Consider the following 20,578-nt stretch of genomic DNA (forward strand, 5'->3'; position numbering starts at 1 on the left):
ACAGGCTGCCTAGCTCAAGGGAGTCGCCTTCTTGTTATATCTATATCAAAGTAATCATTTAGACACACTGCAAATACTGCTAAGCAAAGTGATGGCCTTACAGGCTCCCGCTAACCCATTTACTCAGCAACAAATATTGGTGCAAAGCCCGGGCATGGCACAGTGGTTGAAATTGCAACTGGCTGAGCAGCAAGGCATTGTGGCAAACGTGGCTTTTCCGCTACCTGCGAGCTTTATTTGGCAAATGTTCCATTTGGTACTGCAAGATGTGCCCGAACAAAGCCCTTTTAACAAAGAAGCCATGAGTTGGCGCTTAATGCGTTTACTGCCACAACGACTTCGTGAAGCTGAATTTACGCCGCTGCGCCATTATTTACTCGGTGACGATGAAAGTGCCGCCATTGAAGGCCGTAAGTTATGGCAATTGGCGCAAAAGGTGGCCGATATTTATGACCAATACTTGGTCTATCGTAGCGAGTGGATCAGTGCTTGGGAAGATGGCGATGATTTAAGCGAGGTGAGCCAAAGTCAACCCTGGCAACCGATTTTATGGCGTGATTTGGTGGACGACACCGTAGGCTCGATGGACGCCCCCTATCACCGTGGCAATATGTATATCGATTTTGTTGAGCAGCTGCGTTTCAGTAGTGCAGCACCTGAAGGCCTGCCCGAGCAGGTGTTTATTTTTGGTATCTCGGCGCTGCCACCCGCCTATATCGAGGCCCTAGATGCTCTGGCGCGACACACCAATATCCACCTATTTTTAACTAACCCTTCGGAGCACTATTGGGGCGATGTGCGTGATGTGATGACGCTGCTGAAGCAACAAGCAGAGATTGAGCGAGTGGGGAATCCCTTACTGGCGTCAATGGGCAAACTGGGGCGTGACTACATCGAGTTGCTGCACCCACTCAATAAACAAGAAACCGACATTTTTGCCAGTAATGTCGCTGAGCAAGCAAGCCCTCGTTTATTGTCTTTGTTGCAAGACGATATCCTCAAGTTGCACGATCCGATTGATTATCAGCAAGTTGACAGCAGTCAACATAAACGGCTGATTCAGCCCGGTGATCATAGTATTCAGCTACATCTTTGTCATAGCCCACGTCGTGAGCTCGAAGTCTTACATGATCAGTTGCTGGCGATGTTTGAGCAAGATCCCGAGTTAAGCCCGCGAGATGTGATTGTGATGGTGCCAGATGTAAACCGTTATGGGCCGATGATTCAGGCGGTATTTGGCAGCGCCAGCGCCGAAACCCGTTTGCCTTTCGCCATTTCTGATCGCAGTGCCACCCAAGAAAATCCGGTGTTATTAAGCTTTTTAGAGCTGCTGGCCCTACCGCAAAAGCGTAAATCGGCCGCCGAGCTGTTAGCGCTATTAGAAGTGCCGGCGATTATGCGCCGTTTTGAGCTGACTCAGGATGAGTTAAAACCCTTGCGTCAATGGGTCAAAGAAGCCGGAGTGCGTTGGGGTTTAGATGGCAGTGATCGCAGTCGCTGGCAAGCCCCGGAAGATGAAACCCATTCTTGGTTATTTGGTCTAAAACGGATGTTACTCGGTTATGCCATGCCCAGCGAGGTGGGTTTGTATCAGGGCATATTGGCTTATGATGAGGTGCAGGGGCAGCGTGCCTTAGCCGTGGGCAAGTTGGCCGATTTTATTGATCAGCTGATGCAACTGGAACAGCAACTATTAGCCGCAGTTCCGGCCGAGCAGTGGCGAGTGCGCTTGCAAGTTTTGCTGCAACATATCTATCGTTTTGATAGTGATGATGAAGCTGAGCAGCTGCGTTTATTGAAGCTGTTTGAAACGCTGGCGGAGCAATGCACGGCAAGTGATTATAAAGACGATATCAGCCCAGAGCTGATCCTTGATTATTGCCGTAATCAACTCAATTCACAGCGAGGCAGTCAGCGTTTTCTGGCGGGTCAAATCAATTTTTGCACGCTGCTGCCAATGCGCGCCATTCCCTTTAAAGTCGTGTGTTTGCTGGGGATGAACGACAGCGAGTACCCACGCAGTGTACCGAGTTTGGGGTTTGACTTAATGGCGGATAATCCGCCAAAGCGTGGCGACCGGAGCCGCCGAGACGATGACCGTTATTTATTCCTGGAAGCGCTGTTAGCGGCGCAGCAGCGTTTATATATCTCTTATATCGCACATAGCGCCAAAGATAATAGCGAACAAACGCCCTCGGTACTGGTGGCAGAGCTGTGTGACTACCTTAGCCAAAGTTGTGCGCTGGTGGGAGATGAAAAGCTGAATGTGGATCAGTCAGGCGAGAAACTGTTGGCACAGCTGCGTTGCAAACATCCTTTGCAGCCTTTTTCAGCGGAGTATTATCAAGCTGCCTTCGCGAGCGGTTCGCCCGGTGAAGATTCACCTAAAATTTTTAGTTATGCGCAGCGCTGGCTACCGGCGGTGGCGGCACAGCAGCAGGTTAAAATATCCTCCGTGGAAGCCGCGCCGTTGATTTCGGAGGGGGGGGGAGCCGATCTGGAAATGGATGAGCTACTGGCTTTTAGTCGCTCGCCAATTGCTTATTTTTATCAGCGGCGTTTAAAAGTAAGTTTTCCACGAATATCGGAACAGTTAGAAGAAACCGAACCCTTTGTGGTGGAAGGCTTATCCGCTTACAGCATGAAGTTACACCTACTCGAGCAACAATTGGAGAATGCCGATAAACAGCAACAGTTTGACTATTTACATGCCGCAGGCGCGCTACCCCACGGCGGTTTTGCAGAGGTCTCATTTGAGCAACAATGGCAAGAGATGCAGCCCTTGGCCGACACGCTGTTTCCCTTATTAGCGGGCGGTGTCTTAGAGCCTCAGCAGCTGTTCATCGATATCGACTACGTCGCTGAAGATAGTATTTTGCAAACCCGCTTATCGGCCTGGCTGAAACATCGCTACGGGCAAGGCCTGGTGACTTATCGGCCCGGAAGTATTCGCGGAAAAGATTTAGTGGCAGCCTGGTTATGGCATCTGGTGTTTCATGCGGCGCAACCCGAGCAAGCCATCAGCAGCTATATCATGGGTCGCAAAAATGGCTGGCAATTTGCTCCGATAGAGGCCGGGCTGGCTGTGCAATGTTTGGGTGACTGGTTGACTTGTTTGCATGCTGGCTTGCAGCAACCGCTGTTATTACCGATAGAAAGCGCCTGGCAGTGGATCAGCCAATGCAAAGATAAAAAAACCGGCAGCATCGAATTCAGTGACGTCAATCTAGAGAAAGCCCGCCGCGCCGCGCGCACTCAGTTTACGGGAGGGGCTTTTGCTCAAGCCGAAGGCGATGATCCGTATATTCAGGCCCAGCTTAGTGACTTAGAAGATATCTGGCCACAGTTCGAAGCCAATACTCGGCGTTTACTCGAACCCTTAATGGCACATCTGGAGGCGTTTGCTAATGTCTGATTCAAATACCCAAGCTCACACTGAGTCACCTTTAGCTAGCCAGAATTTAGATGCCTTTAGCTTTCCGCTGAATGGTGCGCGGCTGATCGAGGCCAGTGCCGGCACCGGTAAAACTTATACCATTGGCGCTTTAGTGCTACGTTTGTTGCTAGGGCATGCACGAGATGTTGCACAGGGGTTTAGTCAGCACGGCCAGTTGACCCCACTGAATATAGAACAAATTTTGGTGGTGACCTTTACCGAAGCGGCCACTCAAGAATTACGTGGGCGAATTCGTGAAAAAATTCATGAGGCTCGCCTCGCTTTTTTACGAGGGGAAAGTAGCGACTTCTTTATCACGCAATTATTAGATGAGGTGAGCGATCACTCTCTTGCGGCGCAACGTCTGTTGTTGGCTGAGCAAAATATGGATCAGGCGGCGGTATTCACCATTCATGGTTTTTGCCAGCGAATGCTGAAACAACACGCCTTTGAGAGCGGCTTGCCCTTTGAAATGGAGTTTTTAACTAACGAAATTCATTTGCGTTTGCAGGCGGTGCAAGATTGCTGGCGGTTGCGATTTTACCCGCTACCGGTGCCACTGATTAGCCGAATTGTTCAATGTTGGGCCAGCCCACAGCAGCTGCATCAGGAAATTGGCAGCTTGCTCAATCAAAGTCACTTTGAGTTGCAAGGGGTGCCAGATGAACAAGACTTGACCGCCTTTTTTGCCCAGCAAATTGCCCGTATCGAGGCCTTTAAACAGTTGTGGAAACCAGCGGCTCAGGATATTGCCGAGTTGCTTGCCAGTGCGCCACTGAATGGGAATAAGTTTCGCAAAGCCTCGCTGGAAAAATGGTTAAACTTGATTAATCAATTTGTCGATGCGCCAACCGACAGCGACTTTCTTGGCAAGCCTCTGCGTGAGGCTTTGCAAAAATTCACACCCGAGAATTTAGCCAATGGAGTGAAAGCGAAGGGGCAGCCGCCGGAGCATCCGGCCTTTGTGGCTATCGAGCGTTTATTTAGCCAGGAGCAGAGCATCAAAAGCTTGTTGTTGGCCCAGTTATTACCGCAAATTCGCCAGCGCTTTAGCGAGCTAAAACAGCAGCAACAGCTGCTGAGTTTTGATGATTTGCTGGCAGGCTTAGCCACTGCACTGAATGCGCCGCAGGGCGAGGTGCTGGCCAGGCAGATTGCCGAGTTATATCCGGTGGCGATGATTGATGAGTTTCAGGATACCGATCCCCAGCAATATCAAATCTTCAGCAAGCTATACATGGACCGAGCCGACTGCGCCTTAATGCTAATTGGTGACCCCAAGCAGGCGATTTATGGTTTTCGTGGTGCCGATATTTTCACCTACATGCAGGCGCGCAACAATGTGGTCGCGCGTTACAACTTGCCCACCAATTGGCGCTCTACGGGGGCCATGGTGAATGCCTGTAATCAACTGTTTGAATGGCATCAGCGGCCTTTTATTTATGATGATGCGATCCAGTTTATGGCGGTTGATGCCGCCAAAAAGCAGTTGAGTGGCTTGCAGATCAACGGTGAAAGCCAGGCCGCGATGCAGTTCTTGTATCAGCAAAACCCGGCCTTTGTGCGTAGTGAAGATTATATTAATGGCCAAGCATTGGTCTGCGCTCAACAGATCCAAGCTTTGCTGGAAGCTGGCCAAACTGGCGCGGCCACCTTAGGTGATAGCGGCAAAACCGTTTCCGCGGGTGATATCGCCGTGTTGGTGAGAACTCGCCGCGAAGGTGACAAAGTGGCCGCCGCTTTAGCCAAACAAAATATTGCCAGCGTGAGTTTATCCAATCGCGATAGCGTGTTTGAAAGCCCCGAGGCCTACCAGTTTTATTTGCAGCTCTTAGCCTGTCAGGAGCCTCATAACGACCGTAAGTTGCGCGCCGCCTTAGCCTGTAAAATGCTCGGTTTGAGTTTGCAAGAACTGGATGATTTAAATACTGATGAGCGCTGTTGGCAGCGTTATTCCCAAGAGTTTTCAGATTATCAGCAGCTGTGGCAACAGCGTGGCGTACTGGCAATGTTTTATGCGTGGATGAGCCAGCGAGGCATTAGTGAACGTTGGGTAAGCCAGAATGACAATTATGGTGAGCGCTTACTCACTAATCTAATGCATTTAGCTGAATTACTGCAAAATCAAAGTGCTGAGCTCGATGGTGATGCTGCCTTAATGCGCTGGTTTGCCGAGCAAGTGCTTGAGCCCGATGGCAATGCCGATGAGCAACAGCTGCGCTTAGAGAGTGATGCCAACTTGGTACAGATTGTTACCATTCATAAGAGTAAGGGTTTGGAATATCCGATTGTGATGTTGCCATTTATTCTCGGCTTTCGCGAAGCCAGTGAAGCCTTGTATCACCAAGGGGAGCGCTTTATTTACGACTTAGATGCGAGTGAACCGGCCATGGAAGCGGCTTGTCAGGAGCGCTTAGCCGAAGACTTACGCTTGTTGTATGTGGCGGTTACGCGCGCCGTATATTGCTGTTATTTAGGTGTGGCCGATCTGAAAAAAGGCAATGCTCAGAAGGGCGATAGCGATGTACACCAAAGTGCCTTGGGTTATTTACTGCAAAAAAATCAGCCGCTGCCAGCGGGCGCCTTAGTCGCCATTTTGGATGAGCTCGGCCAGCATCCAGATATTGGCTGGCAAATGGTCAGTGAGCAAACACTCACGCCCTACCAAGGACTCAGCGATGCGCAGCCCAGTTATGCCGCACGAGCATTCACCAGCCAAATTAACCGTAATTGGTGGCTCACCAGTTATTCCGCCTTAAGCCGTCAGCAAGGGCATCATGCCGGTTTTGATGCCAGTAGCGATATGGCGTGGTTAGACGTTGGCGAAGAACTGAGTATGGTCGAGGTGGATAATCAGGCCGAGCAACAGCTCAGCATTTTTGACTTCCCGCGCGGCGCCGAGGCGGGTACTTTCTTGCACTTGCTGTTTGAAGAACTGGATTTTCAGGCCAACATCGTACAAATTCGCCAGCGTTTGCCGGCCTTACTGCAAGCCTCCAGCTACAACGAGTTAAACTCGCAAGGCGAACTGAAATGGTTAGCGCCCTTGGCGCAGATGTTTATACAGGTGTGCGCTACCCCTCTGGATGATGGCGGCAGGCTCAGCCCCTATCGGCTGAATCAACTTGCTTTGGAACAGCGTTTGGTGGAAATGGAGTTTTTGCTGCCGATTGCCAATCTTCAGGCCAGCCAAGTCAATCGTTTGATCCGCCATTTTGATCCTTTGAGCCGCGGAGCCAGTGGGTTGGATTTTGCTACGGTGCAGGGCATGTTAAAAGGTTTTATCGATTTGGTGTATCAGCACGATGGCCGCTACTACGTGCTGGATTATAAGTCGAATTATTTAGGCGACAAGGTGGAAGATTATAGTCAAACGGCAATGATGGAGGCGATGGTCGAGCACCGTTATGATTTTCAATATCAACTTTACAGCTTGGCTTTGCATCGCTGGTTGGGCCAGCGTTTACCTGACTACGACTATCAGCAACATTTTGGTGGGGTGTATTACTTGTTTTTACGTGGCATGAGTGGCGAGCAAGTCTCTGACCCTATGGCTGAGCCGTTACAGGCTGTAACTGCAAGCCGCAACGGGGTTTATTTTAGCCGACCGGAGGCGCGTTTTATTCATTATCTCGACCAGCTCTTTGCCGGGCAGACTCTGCCCACCGAGTTGCCCCTTTCAGAACCTGCCGAGGGCCTGGCTGATGAGTGATTTAGCGGCAATCCAATCATCGCCGGCAAGCGCATGGTTACAACAACTGAAACAAACGGGGGCCATCAGCGCCCTAGATTTTCACTTTGCTCAATCCTTTGCCCACAGCGAGCATCGAGAGCCCTTAATGATTGCGGCGGCCATTGTTAGCAACGAACTCAGTGCGGGCCACGTTTGTGTTGATATGGCGAGTTTGGCCAGGCGCTGTGAGTTGCTGGGGGCTTGTCCGATAGAGCACCATCAAGAGAGTCGTTTTTGGCTGGCCTTGTTGAGCCAGTCGGAGGCAGTGCAACAAGCCGACAGTGCCGCGAAAGCCAATGACCCTCAGCAGCAAGCTAAACCTCTGGTCTTACAGTATCAGCGTTTGTATTTGCATCGTTACTGGCATTACGAACAGCAGGTTGCCGAGTATTTTTCCGACATCGGGGCGGCTTGCGCCTTTTCCCCTGTGGACATTAGCACTCGGATCCAAGCCTTGTTTGGCAGTGACTGGGCGATGTTGCTTCAAGCAAAATCGAGTTATCCGGCCGAGCAAATGGCGGTGTACGCTGAGCAGTTTTTAGATGTGAATGACCCGGTTTTACTGAGTAATCGCGGCTGGCTTAATCGGCTGGCAGCTATCACTGAAGCGCAAGATTTACATGAGTTCGTCAATGGCATTGCTGCCAGCAGTCAAATCAACTGGCAGCAGCTGGCTGCGCTACAGGCCTGTTATCAGACTCGATTAGTGATCAGTGGAGGGCCGGGTACCGGCAAAACCACCACCGTGACACGGCTGCTGGCATTACTGCAAGACTTACAGCTGAGCGCTGGTAAGCCGCCCCTGAGTATTCAGCTGGTGGCGCCAACCGGTAAAGCGGCAGCACGCTTAAGTGAATCGATTATTGGCGCGAAGCATCAGTTGAATGCCAGTGAGCAAACCATTGCCACCATTCCGGAGCAAGCATCGACCATTCATCGTTTGTTAGGGGTGATCCCGGGCAGGGCCGAGTTTCGTCATCATGCCAATAATCCTTTGGCTTTAGACATGCTGGTGGTGGACGAAGCCTCGATGATCGATCTGCCATTGATGGTGAAGTTATTGGCGGCGATGCCAAAACAGGCGCGGCTGATCTTACTGGGTGATAAGGATCAGCTCGCCTCGGTAGAAGCCGGTGCAGTACTTGGCGATTTATGCGCCTTTATCAGCCACGGTTATAGCGCAAAGTTAGTGGCATTTTTGCAAGCCTGTAGTGGTTTTAATTTAGCGCAACAGCAAGCTTCTAGTCCGTTAGCGATTGCCGATAAGCTCTGTTTGTTGCGCAAAAGCTACCGCTTTGATGCCCGCTCGGGGATTGGCTTATTAGCTGGCGCAGTCAATCAGGGCCGTGCCGCTCAGGCGCTGGAACTGTTAATGTCACAGCGCCCCGATTTACCCTATCAAGCACTCAATCAAGCGACTTATCAGGATTTGCTGGGGCGAGTGGTGCAGGGTTATCAGCCGTATTTGAGCGCGCTGCAACAGGGCGAGGCGATGCAGCAGGTATTTACTCTGTTTCATCGCTTCCAGCTATTGGTGGCTTTACGCAAGGGTGAACTCGGAGTCAGCGGGCTGAATCAGCGGCTGGAAAGCTTGTTGCAGAGACAGGGTTTGATCGCGCTACCGGCAAGCTCCGACAGCGTCTGGTATGTGGGCCGTCCGGTGATGATTGAGCAAAACGATCACGAGCAGCAACTGTATAACGGGGATATCGGTATTTGTGCCGCCGATGATTCAGGCCAGCTGATGGTGGCATTTGAGTCGGCCAATGGTTTGCGTTGGTTATTACCTAGCCGCTTGCCTGCCCACCAGAGTGTTTACGCGATGACGGTGCACAAGAGCCAAGGCAGTGAATTTGACCAAGTGGTGATGTTACTGCCGCCTGCTAAACAAGCGCTGGTGAATAGAGAACTGTTGTATACCGCGATTACCCGCGCCAAAAGTGAATTCAGTTTGTATGCCGAACCCGACAGCATTCGCGCCGCTTGTCGCAATAAAACCCAACGCCGCTCTGGTTTAGTCGAGCGTCTGACGGCTGAGTCATCATGAGTTTTTGAAGCTTTGCTAGATAATGAATGAGCAGCGTTGCTCATTCGGGCTTCGCTTGAACCTTAAAAAAGTTCAGGCGCTTAATTTTGTCAGCGAAGCCTGACTCAGATTGCAATGATTGGTACTTATTCGGGCTTAGGATGAAATATAGGTAATTTAGTCGCTAATTCCTGTAGCACTTTCAATTATTTAGCGATGGTCCCTTACTCAAAACCTCAAAACCTCAATCTCTCAATCTCTTGATATTGATAGGGGCGTCGGTGAAGTGGACTGCTTTTTACTTTAACTGTTTTTGTTGAGATGTTTGTGAAGGTTGCGACCGCCCTAAGCCGTCAATGGCCTGCACTTAAAATGAGTTGACCGCTACTTACTCGCGAGGCCGGGCCATAGCGATAAAACCCAGTAGCAACGTGTCGTATATGTTTCAGGCTTTGAATTCGGTTAGCCTTCCGATAATCGCCTGGTGGCTGGGCGTGAGTTTACTCAGCGCTTTGCTGATGGACGCAGCAATGGTTGTTTACGATTTGTTTTTTGCCTATTTCTATAATTTGGCTTACGACAAGTTGTTTCCTCTGGCCAGTCAAAACAAGCGGAACAAAAAGGCTGCGCTTCCTTAAATTAATAAACCGCTGAGCTTGGCTCGCGTGTAGCAGGCAATGCTTTTGGCATCGTTAATGGTGCCATCGACGATGGCTTGTTCAAACTCGGCGCAGCTCATGCTAAAAATTTCGATAAATTCATCTTCATCACATTGGCCTGCCTGGGCACTCAGTTGTTTGGCCACAAACAGGTATTGGATTTCATCGCAGAAGCCGGGTACTGGGTAGAGCTTACCCAAAGCCTGCCATTCGGCGGCCTGTAAATTGGTTTCTTCCTGTAATTCGCGCTGAGCGCAGGCGAGGATCCCTTGTGGGCCTTGTTCATGTTTTTCCAGAGTGCCAGCGGGTAATTCAATTAACCACTGCTGAATTGCACTACGATACTGGCGTTCCATGATGATCTGTCCTTGCGAATCTAGCGCCAGAATAACCACCGCGCCGGGGTGATGTAAGGTGGTGATGTTACGTTCTCGTTGATCGGGCAGTCGCTGGGTTTGACTGGCCAATTCGAAACAATGCCATTGGGCTAAAATTTGCTTATCCATGTTTTCTTCCTTGTATTAGGTTTTTTTATTTAACGCTATTACGAAGCGTTTGTATTTAATAAGAGTGATACTTTTGTATATAAATTTAATTGTTAATTAGCGTTATTGCTGAGTCTGCCCCATAGTTTTATTGAGCTAAGGAGGACAAATTATGTCGCGTTTAACACTCTACCTAGCTATTAGTACCTTATGTGTCGCCGCAGTGATGAGCTTAAGTAGTCTTTTTTTGCTGAATCAACATAAGCAAACGGTGATGCAGCTGTCTAGTGATATCAGCAAACAGGCCAGTGTGATGGCCGCCACCCTTGAGTATTATGAAGCCGAAAATCGTCGAGAGCTTGAATATTTTGCGAGTTTGGATGTGGTGCAGCGAGCCTTGAATGATGCAGATTATTCGTTGTTGCAAGAATTGCTGATGAAGTTAATGAATTCTAAAGCCAGTATCGTTCAGGCCCGCTTGTTGGATCCTCAGGGTAAAGAAGTATTTAAAATTATTAATCGCGGTGGTCAGGCGGTACGCCTCAGTGAGTTGGAGTTACAGGATAAGTCGAAGCGTTATTATGTGCGCGAGTTGCTGCAATTACCGGTGAATCGAACCTATCTTTCGGCTGTGGATCTAAATGTCGATTACGGGGTGCTTGAACTTCCTTATCGTCCAGTATTGCGGATCGCCAAGCAGGTAAGTGCCGACTCTTACCCACTGCTTGGAGCACTGATGTTTAATTACGACATGAAAACTGTATATCAGCAGTTAAGCCGTATACTGCCTCGCGGGGTGTCTCTGTTTGTGGTCGCTCAAAACCATCAATTTCTTGTCCACCCATTAGCTAAAGCACTGTATTGTGCCGAGCTATCTTGTCAGCAGCTGTTTAATGATTCCGATTTGGTTCAATCGCAGCAAGGCTTGAGCTATTTTAGTGATTCGCTAGCCGCAGTGGCTCCTTTAGGGCTTGGCTCTGAGCCGCTGATGAGTGGTACGAATTTGATCATGGCTTATAAACCGAGTTATCTGCCTCAATTTACTCAACGATTGAGCCCGATGAAGGTGCTGATTCGCAGTTATCAATGGTGGCTGACACTGTGGTTGTCGTTAGCGCTGGTGAGTTGTGGGGTTTATGTTTATTGGCGATTTCAAAAGCAAATTGATGAACGGATCCAACGGGCGAAGATGCATAAGGTATTGCAAGGTGTTACTGAAATGCTTGAACGCCTCCATGAAAGTGACGATCCGGTGACTGGCAGCCATGTGCAACGGGTCGCTGATTATTCGCGATTGATGGCCGAAAGGCTGGGCTTGGCGAAACCTTTAGTAGAAGATATTCATCTGTTCGCTTCTTTGCATGATATTGGCAAGATATCGATCCCCGATGCCATTTTAGGTAAGCCTGGTAAATTGGATCCGCTTGAGTGGGAGATCATGCAACAGCATGTGGTGAACGGCTACCAATTATTATGTGATTTTAGATTAAGCCCAGTGGCGGAAAATATAGTGCATTGCCATCATGAACGCTGGGACGGTACCGGTTATCCACTGCAAATTGTAGGGGAAGATATCCCTATCGAAGCACGTATTGTGAGTTTAGTGGATTGTTTTGATGCGTTGATGTCGGCGCGCCCTTATAAACCTGCTTATAGTTTTGAAAAATCACAGGCGATCATTAATCAGCTGAGTGGTAAAGCTTTTGATCCTAGTTTGGTTCAATTATTTAATACTTTAGAAACGGAATTTCGTTGCAGCCGTAGCTCTACCCAAGATGCGCTTTACGCCAAGGGGGAGCCGCACTTGTCTACATGAACGGGCTCAATACCGCGTTTTAGCTTGGTTTAGACAAGCGCATTTAATGGTATACTCAATAGCCAATTTGGGACCATCGAGCTCTGCAGTGGACGATTTGGCGTTCAGTTTATTTAATTTGGTAGCCAAATGGGTCGTTTAGGCTTGGGCTAGGTTGGGTAAACCAAACAGGCCCATTGGCGCTCATGTAAAAGTGATCTTCCAGCCTCACCCCAAACTGCTCAGGAATGACCAGCATCGGTTCATTACTAAACACCATGCCCTCGGCGAGGGGAGTATTATCGCCAGCCACTAAATAGGGGCTTTCGTGAATGTCTAAACCGCAGCCATGACCTGTGCGATGTGGCAGGCCGGGAAGCGCATAGTTTGGCCCATAGCCATCGGCTTCGAGTGAGCGTCGTGCGGCCGCATCAACCGCGGCGCAGGGCGCACCGATTTTAGCCGCGTTGAAGGCGGCTAATTGGGCTTTTTGCTCGCTTAACCAAGCTTGCTGTTGTTGTTGGCTAGCTTCACCAAATGCATAGCTGCGGGTGATGTCAGAGTTGTAGCCTTCTAATAAGCAGCCAGTATCGATGAGTACCCAATCATTATCTTGTAAAATTTGCGGCTGTTTCACTCCATGGGGATAGGAGCTGGCGATACCAAATAGCACAATGCAGAAGGAAGAGCCGCTGGCTCCGACCCTTTGATGTGCTTGATTGATGAAATCCATCACCTCACTGCTGCAGATCCCTGGACGCAGGATTTTAGCCGCCGCTTTTTGCACTGCCATGGTCATGTCTTTGGCGCGTTGCATTAGGACTATCTCATTTGCTGATTTCTGAGATCGGCAAGCTTGGGTAATCGTGTCGCCATTCACAAAGTGAATGTTGTTATTGGCTTTAGTTAAGCCATCTACCAGAAAAAATGGGGCACTTGGGTCAATGCCAATCGCACCGTTTAATTGCTGCTGTTGGACAAGTTTAGCAAACAATTGATAGGGACTTTGGTGTTCATGCCAGCTATGCAAGGGCGCTTCGATGAGCCAAAAATCTTTCAAGGAGTTTTGTTCAAAATGAGGAGCAATATAGTGTAATTCTCCGTTTGCGCATAGTAGTGCGCCAACCATACGCTCGCTGGCACTCCATTTTAAACCCGTAAAATAATATAGGTTGGTACCCGCATTGAGATATAAGGCACTGATCGCTTGTTGTTTCATTAATTCACAGGCTTTTGCTTGACGCTGCAGGTATTCACTTTTTGGAATACTTGGCATATCACCACACATGGAATGAAGTAAGGCGAGTTGTTCGCTGGCATGACTGCCGCCGATACCGATGGTCATGGAGACTCCTAAAACATGATTGATTGGGATAGTGTGACTATCCAATTAAGGCTAAAGATTAAGAGCAGAGAGTAAGGAGGTAAAGTAGAATTTAATTAAAAATCAGATGATTATGCGATGCGCGCTAAACGACTTCTAGATTGTCATATAGATTGACTCGATTTCCCCCCTGATTTTTTGCGTGATACATCGCTTGGTCTGCGTGGTTGATTAAATCGCTAAGCTCGCTGCTGGATTTGCTTGTGGCAATCCCGAAGCTAGCACTCATGAATATTTTCCCTTTATTGCTTGCGAGGGCTTGTTGATGAAGCTGGCAGCGGATCCGATTGGCGAGAGCATAAGCTTGTTCGCTAGTGGTGTGATTGAGTGCGATGATAAATTCTTCGCCACCGAAGCGACCAAACAAATCTCCAGCCCTTAGGTTACGACTTGCTATTTGGGAAAAGTGCATCAAAGCTTGGTCGCCGTAGTCATGTCCATAGTCATCATTTATGGATTTAAACCGGTCTAAATCGATAAAAATGACGCAGACTTGATCACCGGAAAATTCGGCGCGTTGGGTGAGTTTTGTGAGTTGTTGAATGAAGTAACTACGGCGCATTGCGCCAGTAATATCATAGTTGGCGAATTGCTCTAGTTGGACAACTTGGCGCCAGTGCAATAAAAAGTAAAATACATAGGTTTGTAGGGCATTTCCAACAAATAGCGCCAGTGATAGTAATCCAGGAACCCCTAGTAGTAGGTGCTGATTGTAGGCTTCAGCCTGTAATGTAATCCACCCCCGTATGGCAAAGCAGCTCCCAAAAAATAGATATAACACGATCACTATCCAAAGAGCATTGCTGGGTTTTTGCCGCCAGTGGTTCAGGTATAAGTAAGCATTATAGAAACAACACAAGGCGGCGCTGCTTGAAAAAACAATGGCACGGTTTTGTAGTGATGGTTCAATTGAAGAAAAGTACCAAATAATTGAGCAGTAAAGCACCAATGTTGTAGCGAGTCGGCCTACTTTTAACGGAAGGCGTAAATAAAAGTGATGACCAGCGGTTACAAATAGGAAGGCTCCAGCAAATAAGGCGTTTTGAAACAATAAGCTGAGCGCAGAGGGGGCGCTGACAGCAATATGTATCGCCAAACTTAAGACTTGAGCATAGGAGGCTATGATCCAACAGTCGAGAGCCGCTTGTTTTCCGTGAAAATAGCGGATAAGTGTCAGTACAGTGGCCGATACCACGGTGACGAGGGTGGTTAATATGAAAAACGTTAAAACATCTACAATCATCTATTCAGTGTAGCTTTTTGTTATTTGAAAACATTAATAATGTGTTTGATATAGATCGCTATTTTGTATTAATTCATTAAATGTTGATGTTTATGTTCGTTATCCTAAAACAAACCCCACCTTTCACTCAATGTCTATAGCTTGGAACATGAGTGACTTTTAAGCGAGGACTGTGGCATTAAATTTACAAATTCAGCTCGATTGCCAGCAGTAGAGGTATCTCCTTTTTGATATCGGTGACTAATCCGCTTGAAGCTATGTTAAAAGTGCTTATATTAAAGTAAATTAAGGCTCTTTGACTTGACGGTGAAATTCTGTCTAGGGTAATTCATGTTTAACTTATCACGTTTACTTAGTCCCAAAACTGAACAACTCGCGGCACTTGATTTAGGCAGTAATAGTTTTCACTTAATCATTGCTGATTGGCAAGATGGTGAATTAAAGGTTCGCGATAAGGTTAAAGAAATGGTTCGTTTAGGCTGGGGTTTGCAAGATGATGGTAGCCTTGATGCAGCCGCTTGGAGTCGCGCATTGGCCTGTTTAGAACGTTTTGGTGAGCGTTTACGAGAGTTTAAACCGGGTAGTGTACGGGTTGTTGGCACCAAAACTTTGCGTAGTATCATTGACGCCGATGTTTTTCTACAAGCTGCCGAACAGCGTCTAGGTCATCCGGTCGAAGTGATTTCGGGAGAAGAAGAGGCTCGCCTCATTTATTTGGGAGTCGCGCATTATAAAGCCCCGACGAATGGCCCTCGAATGGTTATTGATATTGGTGGAGGAAGTACCGAAGTGACCGTCGGTGAGGGCATGGAATTGAAGCTCAAAGACAGCTTAGATATGGGTTGTGTGTCAATTACCAAACGCTTTTTTAAGAGTGGCCGAGTGACCAAAAATCGCCTGCTTAAAGCCAGTGTTTATTGCTCTCAGGAGCTACTTGCAGTGGCCGATGACTATTTAGATCATACCTGGAATGAGTGTTTAGGTGCTTCTGGTTCGATTAAGGCTGTGGCCAAGGTTTGTGCAGAGAATAAATTCTGTGATGGAGATATTACCCTCAGCGGCTTAGAGGCCATTCTTGAGTGTTACTTGGAAGCGGGTCAATCAGACTTGGCGTTTAAAGGTTTATCGGAAGAGCGTCAGCCGGTATTTTTAGGCGGGGTGATTGTATTGCAAGCGCTATTTCAAGCGCTTCATATCTCTAGAATGCACGCCGCCGAGTGGGCTTTACGTGAAGGTCTCTTATATGAACTCAAAGGGCGTTTAGAGCACACTGATATTCGTCCGACGAGTGTGCAACGTTTGGCCGAACGTTATCATGTAGATATGACCTACAGCAGCCGTGTTGATGAGACCAGTCAGTTATTGCTGAATCAGGTTGCAGAAATGTGGGCGCTTGATGAAATTGAAACAGCTAAGCTATTGAAGTGGGCATCAATGCTATTTTTAGTTGGACTTGATGTTGCTCATAGCGACTACCATAAACATGGCGCATATATTGTTGAGCATGTTGATTTAGCTGGTTTTTCCCGAATAGAGCAGCAGCAGTTGGCGGCCTTAGTCTTAGCCCATAGACGTAGTTTCCCAGTGAAACAGTTTCCGCTACGTAACAGCGATCTGCTTAAAGCGTGCTTGATCTTGCGTTTATCCGTTATCTTTAGTCGTGGTAAGCGTGCTCAGAGCTTACCAGATATTCAGTTTAGGGCTGCTGAACAACAAATGAGTTTGCTTATCGAACAGCAGTGGTTACAGAATAACCCCCTGACCCGAGCCGATTTAGAAAATGAACAGCAATACTTAAGCGTGATCAACTATAAGTTGGATGTGATTGAGTTGTAGCTTTATTAACCGCCTCCGCATCGAGTGAGGCGGTTAATCTGAGTTGTGTTTAGCGGTCTTTATTGGTCGCGCTAATCTTGTGTATGGCCAAGTCGGCACCGTGGTACTCGTCTTCCTCCGACAGTCGTAATCCGGCAATTTTGTCAACTAAACTATAAACGATGAACCCACCCACCAGAGCCACAACGATCCCCGTTAGGCTACCAATGATTTGACTACTCAAGGAGATACCGCCTAATCCGCCCAGTGCTTTACTACCAAAGATCCCTGCGGCAACGCCTCCCCAAACACCACATAAACCATGTAATGGCCATACACCGAGAACGTCATCTAAGCGAGAATGTTGTTGCAGCCAAGTGAATACCCAAACAAACAGTGCCCCTGCAATACCACCTGTTATTAATGCGCCAACCGGATGCATTAAATCAGAGCCTGCACAAACGGCAACCAAACCAGCCAAAGGACCGTTGTGCACGAAGCCAGGGTCATTTTTGCCAAGTAATAAAGCGACGATTGTACCGCCTACCATCGCCATCAGTGTATTTACCGCCACTAAGCCGCTAATGCCATCCATGGTTTGGGCAGACATTACGTTAAAGCCAAACCAACCGACGGTGAGCACCCAAGCGCCAAGTGCTAAAAAAGGAATGTTGGAAGGCGCAAAGGCGACACCTGGTTTTCGGCCCTTACGTGCGCCGAGGATCTTAATTGCGACCAGAGCTATCCAGCCGCCCATCGCATGTACCACGACCGAGCCAGCAAAATCATGGAAGGCGGCGCCAAATTGTGCTTCTAACCAGCCTTGAAAACCAAAGTTGCCATTCCAAATAATGCCTTCGAAGAAGGGGTAGACAAAGCCAACAATTAACGAAGAAGAAATGAGGAAAGGATAAAATTTACCACGTTCGGCGATCCCACCGGAGACAATTGCCGGAATGGCTGCGGCAAAGGTGAGTAAGAAGAAGAATTTGACTAATTCATAACCGTTTCCTTGCACGAGCATTTCTGCGCTATTAAAGAAGTGGTTACCATAGGCAATGTAGTAACCCACAATAAAGTAGGCTACGCCAGAAAATGCAAAATCGGTGATGATTTTCACTAAGGCATTGACCTGATTTTTATGACGAACGGTACCGACTTCTAAAAAGGCAAATCCTGCATGCATGGCGAGCACCATGATGGCGCCTAACAAAATGAATAAAGTGTTTGCGCTCTGCGACAGAGTGTCGATGGCTGCACTAATATTATCCACTTAAAATACTCCTAATCTTTTTAATATATTCAATTGCGCCAAAAAGAAGCAATAATTAGGCCTGAGTGTGTGGTTTTTCGAATATTTAGCACTAAGTTGATGCAATTAAAGCGATTTAACTGCTTGATAACAAATGTTTCGTAAGATTAAGCGCCTGTTTGGTGCATAATTTATATTAAATATTGATAGGGTTGACCTTTTTTGGTGCATTCTTGGTTTAACTTGGTGCTTCAAGTCCATGCTTGCGAGCGGCTCACTGGATTTTTGCTTGCTTAGGTGCTTATTCGTCGTTCTGGTTTAATTAGGTCTAGACTTAAAAATGCAATCCAATGAAATGGTTAACTCCATTTTTAAGCCACTGAAGCGAGCAATGGAGATAGCATGGAGCAATGGCATGTGTTTTATTCTGCAGCAAATCTATTAGAAGCGAAGCTGTTGCAAGGCATGTTGATCAAGCAAGGAATTGATACACGCTTAGATGGGGAATTCGCGATGGCGGCAGCTGGAGAGCTGCCAGTTGATGTATTTCAGGTGACTATTCGAGTGGCGCTAACTAATTGGGATAGGGCAAAACAGGCGGTTTTCGATTATGAACAACAGAATGGATATGATTGGGCTTGTGACCAGTGTGGCGAGCGTAACCCCAGTAGCTTCGATTTTTGTTGGTCTTGCCAGTGTGACAAGCAATAAAATATAGATAATTTCGCAATGCATTTTTGACTAAACGGTGATAAGCTTAAAATATATACAGCTAGGATGGCTATCGTACAAGTCGTTTGTTGAGGTTATGCTATGTCTATTAATCAAGTATCCAGTTCAAATCCATCGAGCTTTTATCTCGATCAGGTTAAGAAGCGTCAAGAAGAGCAAGATGAAAAGCTGGCCTCTGGTAAGCGGATTAACTCGGCCGCCGACGATCCTGCAGGTCTGCAGATTTCAAATCGTTTAACCAGCGGTATTAATGAGCAAGAAGCGTACGCGAATATTTATCAAAACAAGGTTAGCTTAAATAATATTGCGTCTGCGCAGTTGCAGTCGACAACCGATTTGTTACAGCAAAATCAGGCTTTAACGGTGCAAAGTGGTAATGGCATTTATAATGCTGATGATATTGCGGCGTTACAGGCTCAGGTGGATGCCAATACCGCGGCGATCCCTAATGCCAATGAGCTAGGCGTTGATAGTGTTGATTTATCTGATCCAGCCAGTGCTCAGGCTACTTTGCAAGCTGCGCAACAGACCACCGATGCTAGTCAAGCCCAATTGGGAGCACAAAGTAATGCTGCTGAATCTTCTTATCGTTCGACGCAAGCGGCACTTGAAGCGCAAACCGCGGCACGCTCTCGCATCCTCGATACCAATTATGCGCAGTCGACATCTCAGCAAGCGCAAAATGAATCTCTATTGCAAAGTAATATTCAGTCGTATCAGCAACAGTTATCTTCAAGGAATATAGAGAAACTTCTATAAGTTGTTTTTCCTCAAACATATGACGACGCGACACTGCTACAGTGAGCGTCGTTTTTTGTGGGGGTCAAAATGAGTCAGTCAATTCATGGGCATCAAGTGATGCAATTAATGTTAGAAACGGGCGGTAGCTTTAGTTCGGAGTCTCTAGAGGTTCTATTGCATCAAACATTTGGTGAAAACAGCGTTTATCACACTTGTAGCAAACAAGGGATGAATGCTCAGCAATTAATCGTGTTGCTGGCAGAAAGGGGTAAATTTGTAGAATCTAAGCAAGGTTTTACCACTAGCCAATCGAAGATCTGTTCACATCATTGAGTCTGCTTGAAATATCAAGGCTTATATTAAAACGTGTTATTTCACCAACATGGCTTTTTAGCTGAGTTCTGCGAGTTTAACTTGGCTGATTGTTGTTGCTGATTGAATCACTGCTCGCTTTGATTTCTAGCTTGTTCGCTCCGCCGTAATATACGCAACGTTTGGGCTCTTTAGTTATTCGGATAAGTATAAAAATTCGTTCATCCGGTATTTCTATAGTTTTTTAGGCAACTAACAAACCAAAGAACAATTAGAGTCAGGGTGTTATGCTTTGGCTCTTTTTCTATGCGTAGACAATATTGTCGTTAATAAGAGAGTGATGAATGGATATGTTATCAGCAGCGGTGATGCTGTTTTTGATTATGGATCCTCTGGGTAATCTTCCGGTATTTCTTAGTATGATTAAGCATCTTGATCCCAAGCGTCGGCGCATTGTGTTGATGCGTGAATTGATGTTTGCATTGACGGTGATGTTTGCTTTCTTATTTGCTGGAGAACAGATCCTCGGTTTTCTCAACCTTCGTCAAGAGGCGGTGAGTATTGCTGGTGGAATTATCCTATTTTTGATCGCTCTAAAGATGATTTTTCCTCAACCTGGCGGAGTGGCGGGACTTGCCGCGGGAGAAGAGCCATTTTTAGTGCCGATGGCGATCCCGATGATTGCTGGCCCCTCAATTTTGGCGTCGTTGATGCTTCTGGCCAATCAAGATGGCAGTAGGATGCTTGATTGGTCTCTGGCTTTGCTGATGGCGTGGGGAATGAGCGTGATTATCTTCATGTTTAGCGGGTTTTTATTACGTTTATTAGGTGAAAAAGGTCTAACAGCGATGGAGCGTTTGATGGGGATGTTATTGGTCATGTTGTCCGTTCAGATGTTTCTTGATGGTATTGCTGATTATTGGCAATCGCTATAATTGGGCTCCCAATAATCATAAATCTTGGGC

Annotated in this window: 14 protein-coding genes; 10 read left to right on the forward strand and 4 right to left on the reverse strand. The window is 47.4% G+C overall.

What is annotated here, in order from left to right:
• Window positions 1-31 precede the first annotated feature (31 nt).
• The 4 genes from recC (at window position 32) to ACRRSW_RS02065 (ending at window position 9,833) form a co-directional block, all read left to right on the forward strand.
• A complete protein-coding gene (recC, locus tag ACRRSW_RS02050; protein WP_432460743.1) occupies window positions 32-3,415 on the forward strand; it encodes an exodeoxyribonuclease V subunit gamma in 3,384 nt (1,127 codons plus the stop codon).
• Window positions 3,408-7,148 (forward strand): exodeoxyribonuclease V subunit beta, encoded by a 3,741-nt coding sequence (gene recB, locus ACRRSW_RS02055; RefSeq protein ID WP_432460744.1) that lies wholly within the window; start codon window positions 3,408-3,410, stop codon window positions 7,146-7,148. Before recC ends, recB begins: the two co-directional genes overlap by 8 nt.
• Window positions 7,141-9,216 (forward strand): exodeoxyribonuclease V subunit alpha, encoded by a 2,076-nt coding sequence (gene recD / locus ACRRSW_RS02060; protein ID WP_432460745.1) that lies wholly within the window; start codon window positions 7,141-7,143, stop codon window positions 9,214-9,216. Before recB ends, recD begins: the two co-directional genes overlap by 8 nt.
• Window positions 9,217-9,635: 419 nt before the next feature.
• Window positions 9,636-9,833 (forward strand): chlorhexidine efflux transporter, encoded by a 198-nt coding sequence (locus ACRRSW_RS02065; protein WP_432454816.1) that lies wholly within the window; start codon window positions 9,636-9,638, stop codon window positions 9,831-9,833.
• Here ACRRSW_RS02065 and ACRRSW_RS02070 read toward each other — a convergent pair.
• Window positions 9,830-10,360, reverse strand: a complete 531-nt coding sequence (locus ACRRSW_RS02070) for an NUDIX hydrolase (protein WP_432454815.1) — start codon at window positions 10,358-10,360, stop codon at window positions 9,830-9,832. The genes ACRRSW_RS02065 and ACRRSW_RS02070 overlap by 4 nt on opposite strands.
• 151 nt (window positions 10,361-10,511) lie before the next feature.
• Between ACRRSW_RS02070 and ACRRSW_RS02075 the strand changes: the two genes are divergently transcribed.
• Window positions 10,512-12,155: an HD domain-containing phosphohydrolase gene (locus tag ACRRSW_RS02075; RefSeq protein WP_432454814.1), complete on the forward strand. Its 1,644-nt coding sequence runs from the start codon at window positions 10,512-10,514 to the stop codon at window positions 12,153-12,155.
• A 109-nt stretch (window positions 12,156-12,264) separates the two neighbouring features.
• Here the strand turns inward: ACRRSW_RS02075 and ACRRSW_RS02080 are convergent, their stop codons facing one another.
• Window positions 12,265-13,479, reverse strand: coding sequence for a M24 family metallopeptidase (locus ACRRSW_RS02080; protein WP_432460746.1), 1,215 nt, complete (start codon window positions 13,477-13,479; stop codon window positions 12,265-12,267).
• Between the two features lie 124 nt (window positions 13,480-13,603).
• On the reverse strand, window positions 13,604-14,761 hold the full coding sequence (locus ACRRSW_RS02085; RefSeq protein WP_432454812.1) for a GGDEF domain-containing protein: 1,158 nt from the start codon (window positions 14,759-14,761) through the stop codon (window positions 13,604-13,606).
• A gap of 330 nt (window positions 14,762-15,091) precedes the next feature.
• Here ACRRSW_RS02085 and ACRRSW_RS02090 point away from each other — a divergent pair, with 330 nt between their 5' ends.
• Complete coding sequence (locus ACRRSW_RS02090) at window positions 15,092-16,597, forward strand: Ppx/GppA phosphatase family protein (protein ID WP_432460747.1); 1,506 nt, start codon at window positions 15,092-15,094, stop codon at window positions 16,595-16,597.
• A gap of 49 nt (window positions 16,598-16,646) precedes the next feature.
• On the opposite strand, the gene ACRRSW_RS02095 is transcribed toward ACRRSW_RS02090, so the two are convergent.
• A complete protein-coding gene (locus ACRRSW_RS02095) occupies window positions 16,647-17,849 on the reverse strand; it encodes an ammonium transporter (RefSeq protein ID WP_432460748.1) in 1,203 nt (400 codons plus the stop codon).
• A gap of 381 nt (window positions 17,850-18,230) precedes the next feature.
• Between ACRRSW_RS02095 and ACRRSW_RS02100 the strand changes: the two genes are divergently transcribed.
• The 4 genes from ACRRSW_RS02100 to ACRRSW_RS02115 all read left to right on the forward strand — a co-directional run bounded on the left by ACRRSW_RS02100 (window position 18,231) and on the right by ACRRSW_RS02115 (window position 20,548).
• A complete protein-coding gene (locus ACRRSW_RS02100) occupies window positions 18,231-18,539 on the forward strand; it encodes a putative signal transducing protein (RefSeq protein WP_432454809.1) in 309 nt (102 codons plus the stop codon).
• Between the two features lie 102 nt (window positions 18,540-18,641).
• Window positions 18,642-19,319 (forward strand): flagellin, encoded by a 678-nt coding sequence (locus ACRRSW_RS02105; RefSeq protein ID WP_432454808.1) that lies wholly within the window; start codon window positions 18,642-18,644, stop codon window positions 19,317-19,319.
• 69 nt (window positions 19,320-19,388) lie between these two features.
• A complete protein-coding gene (locus tag ACRRSW_RS02110) occupies window positions 19,389-19,634 on the forward strand; it encodes a YecH family metal-binding protein (protein ID WP_432454807.1) in 246 nt (81 codons plus the stop codon).
• 323 nt (window positions 19,635-19,957) lie between these two features.
• The gene (locus tag ACRRSW_RS02115; RefSeq protein ID WP_432460749.1) at window positions 19,958-20,548 is read left to right on the forward strand and encodes a YhgN family NAAT transporter; all 591 of its coding nucleotides are present in this window, start codon (window positions 19,958-19,960) and stop codon (window positions 20,546-20,548) included.
• Window positions 20,549-20,578: the final 30 nt, after the last annotated feature.

This window comes from Agarivorans sp. QJM3NY_25 (assembly GCF_050870875.2).
Classification (GTDB): Bacteria; Pseudomonadota; Gammaproteobacteria; order Enterobacterales; family Celerinatantimonadaceae; genus Agarivorans.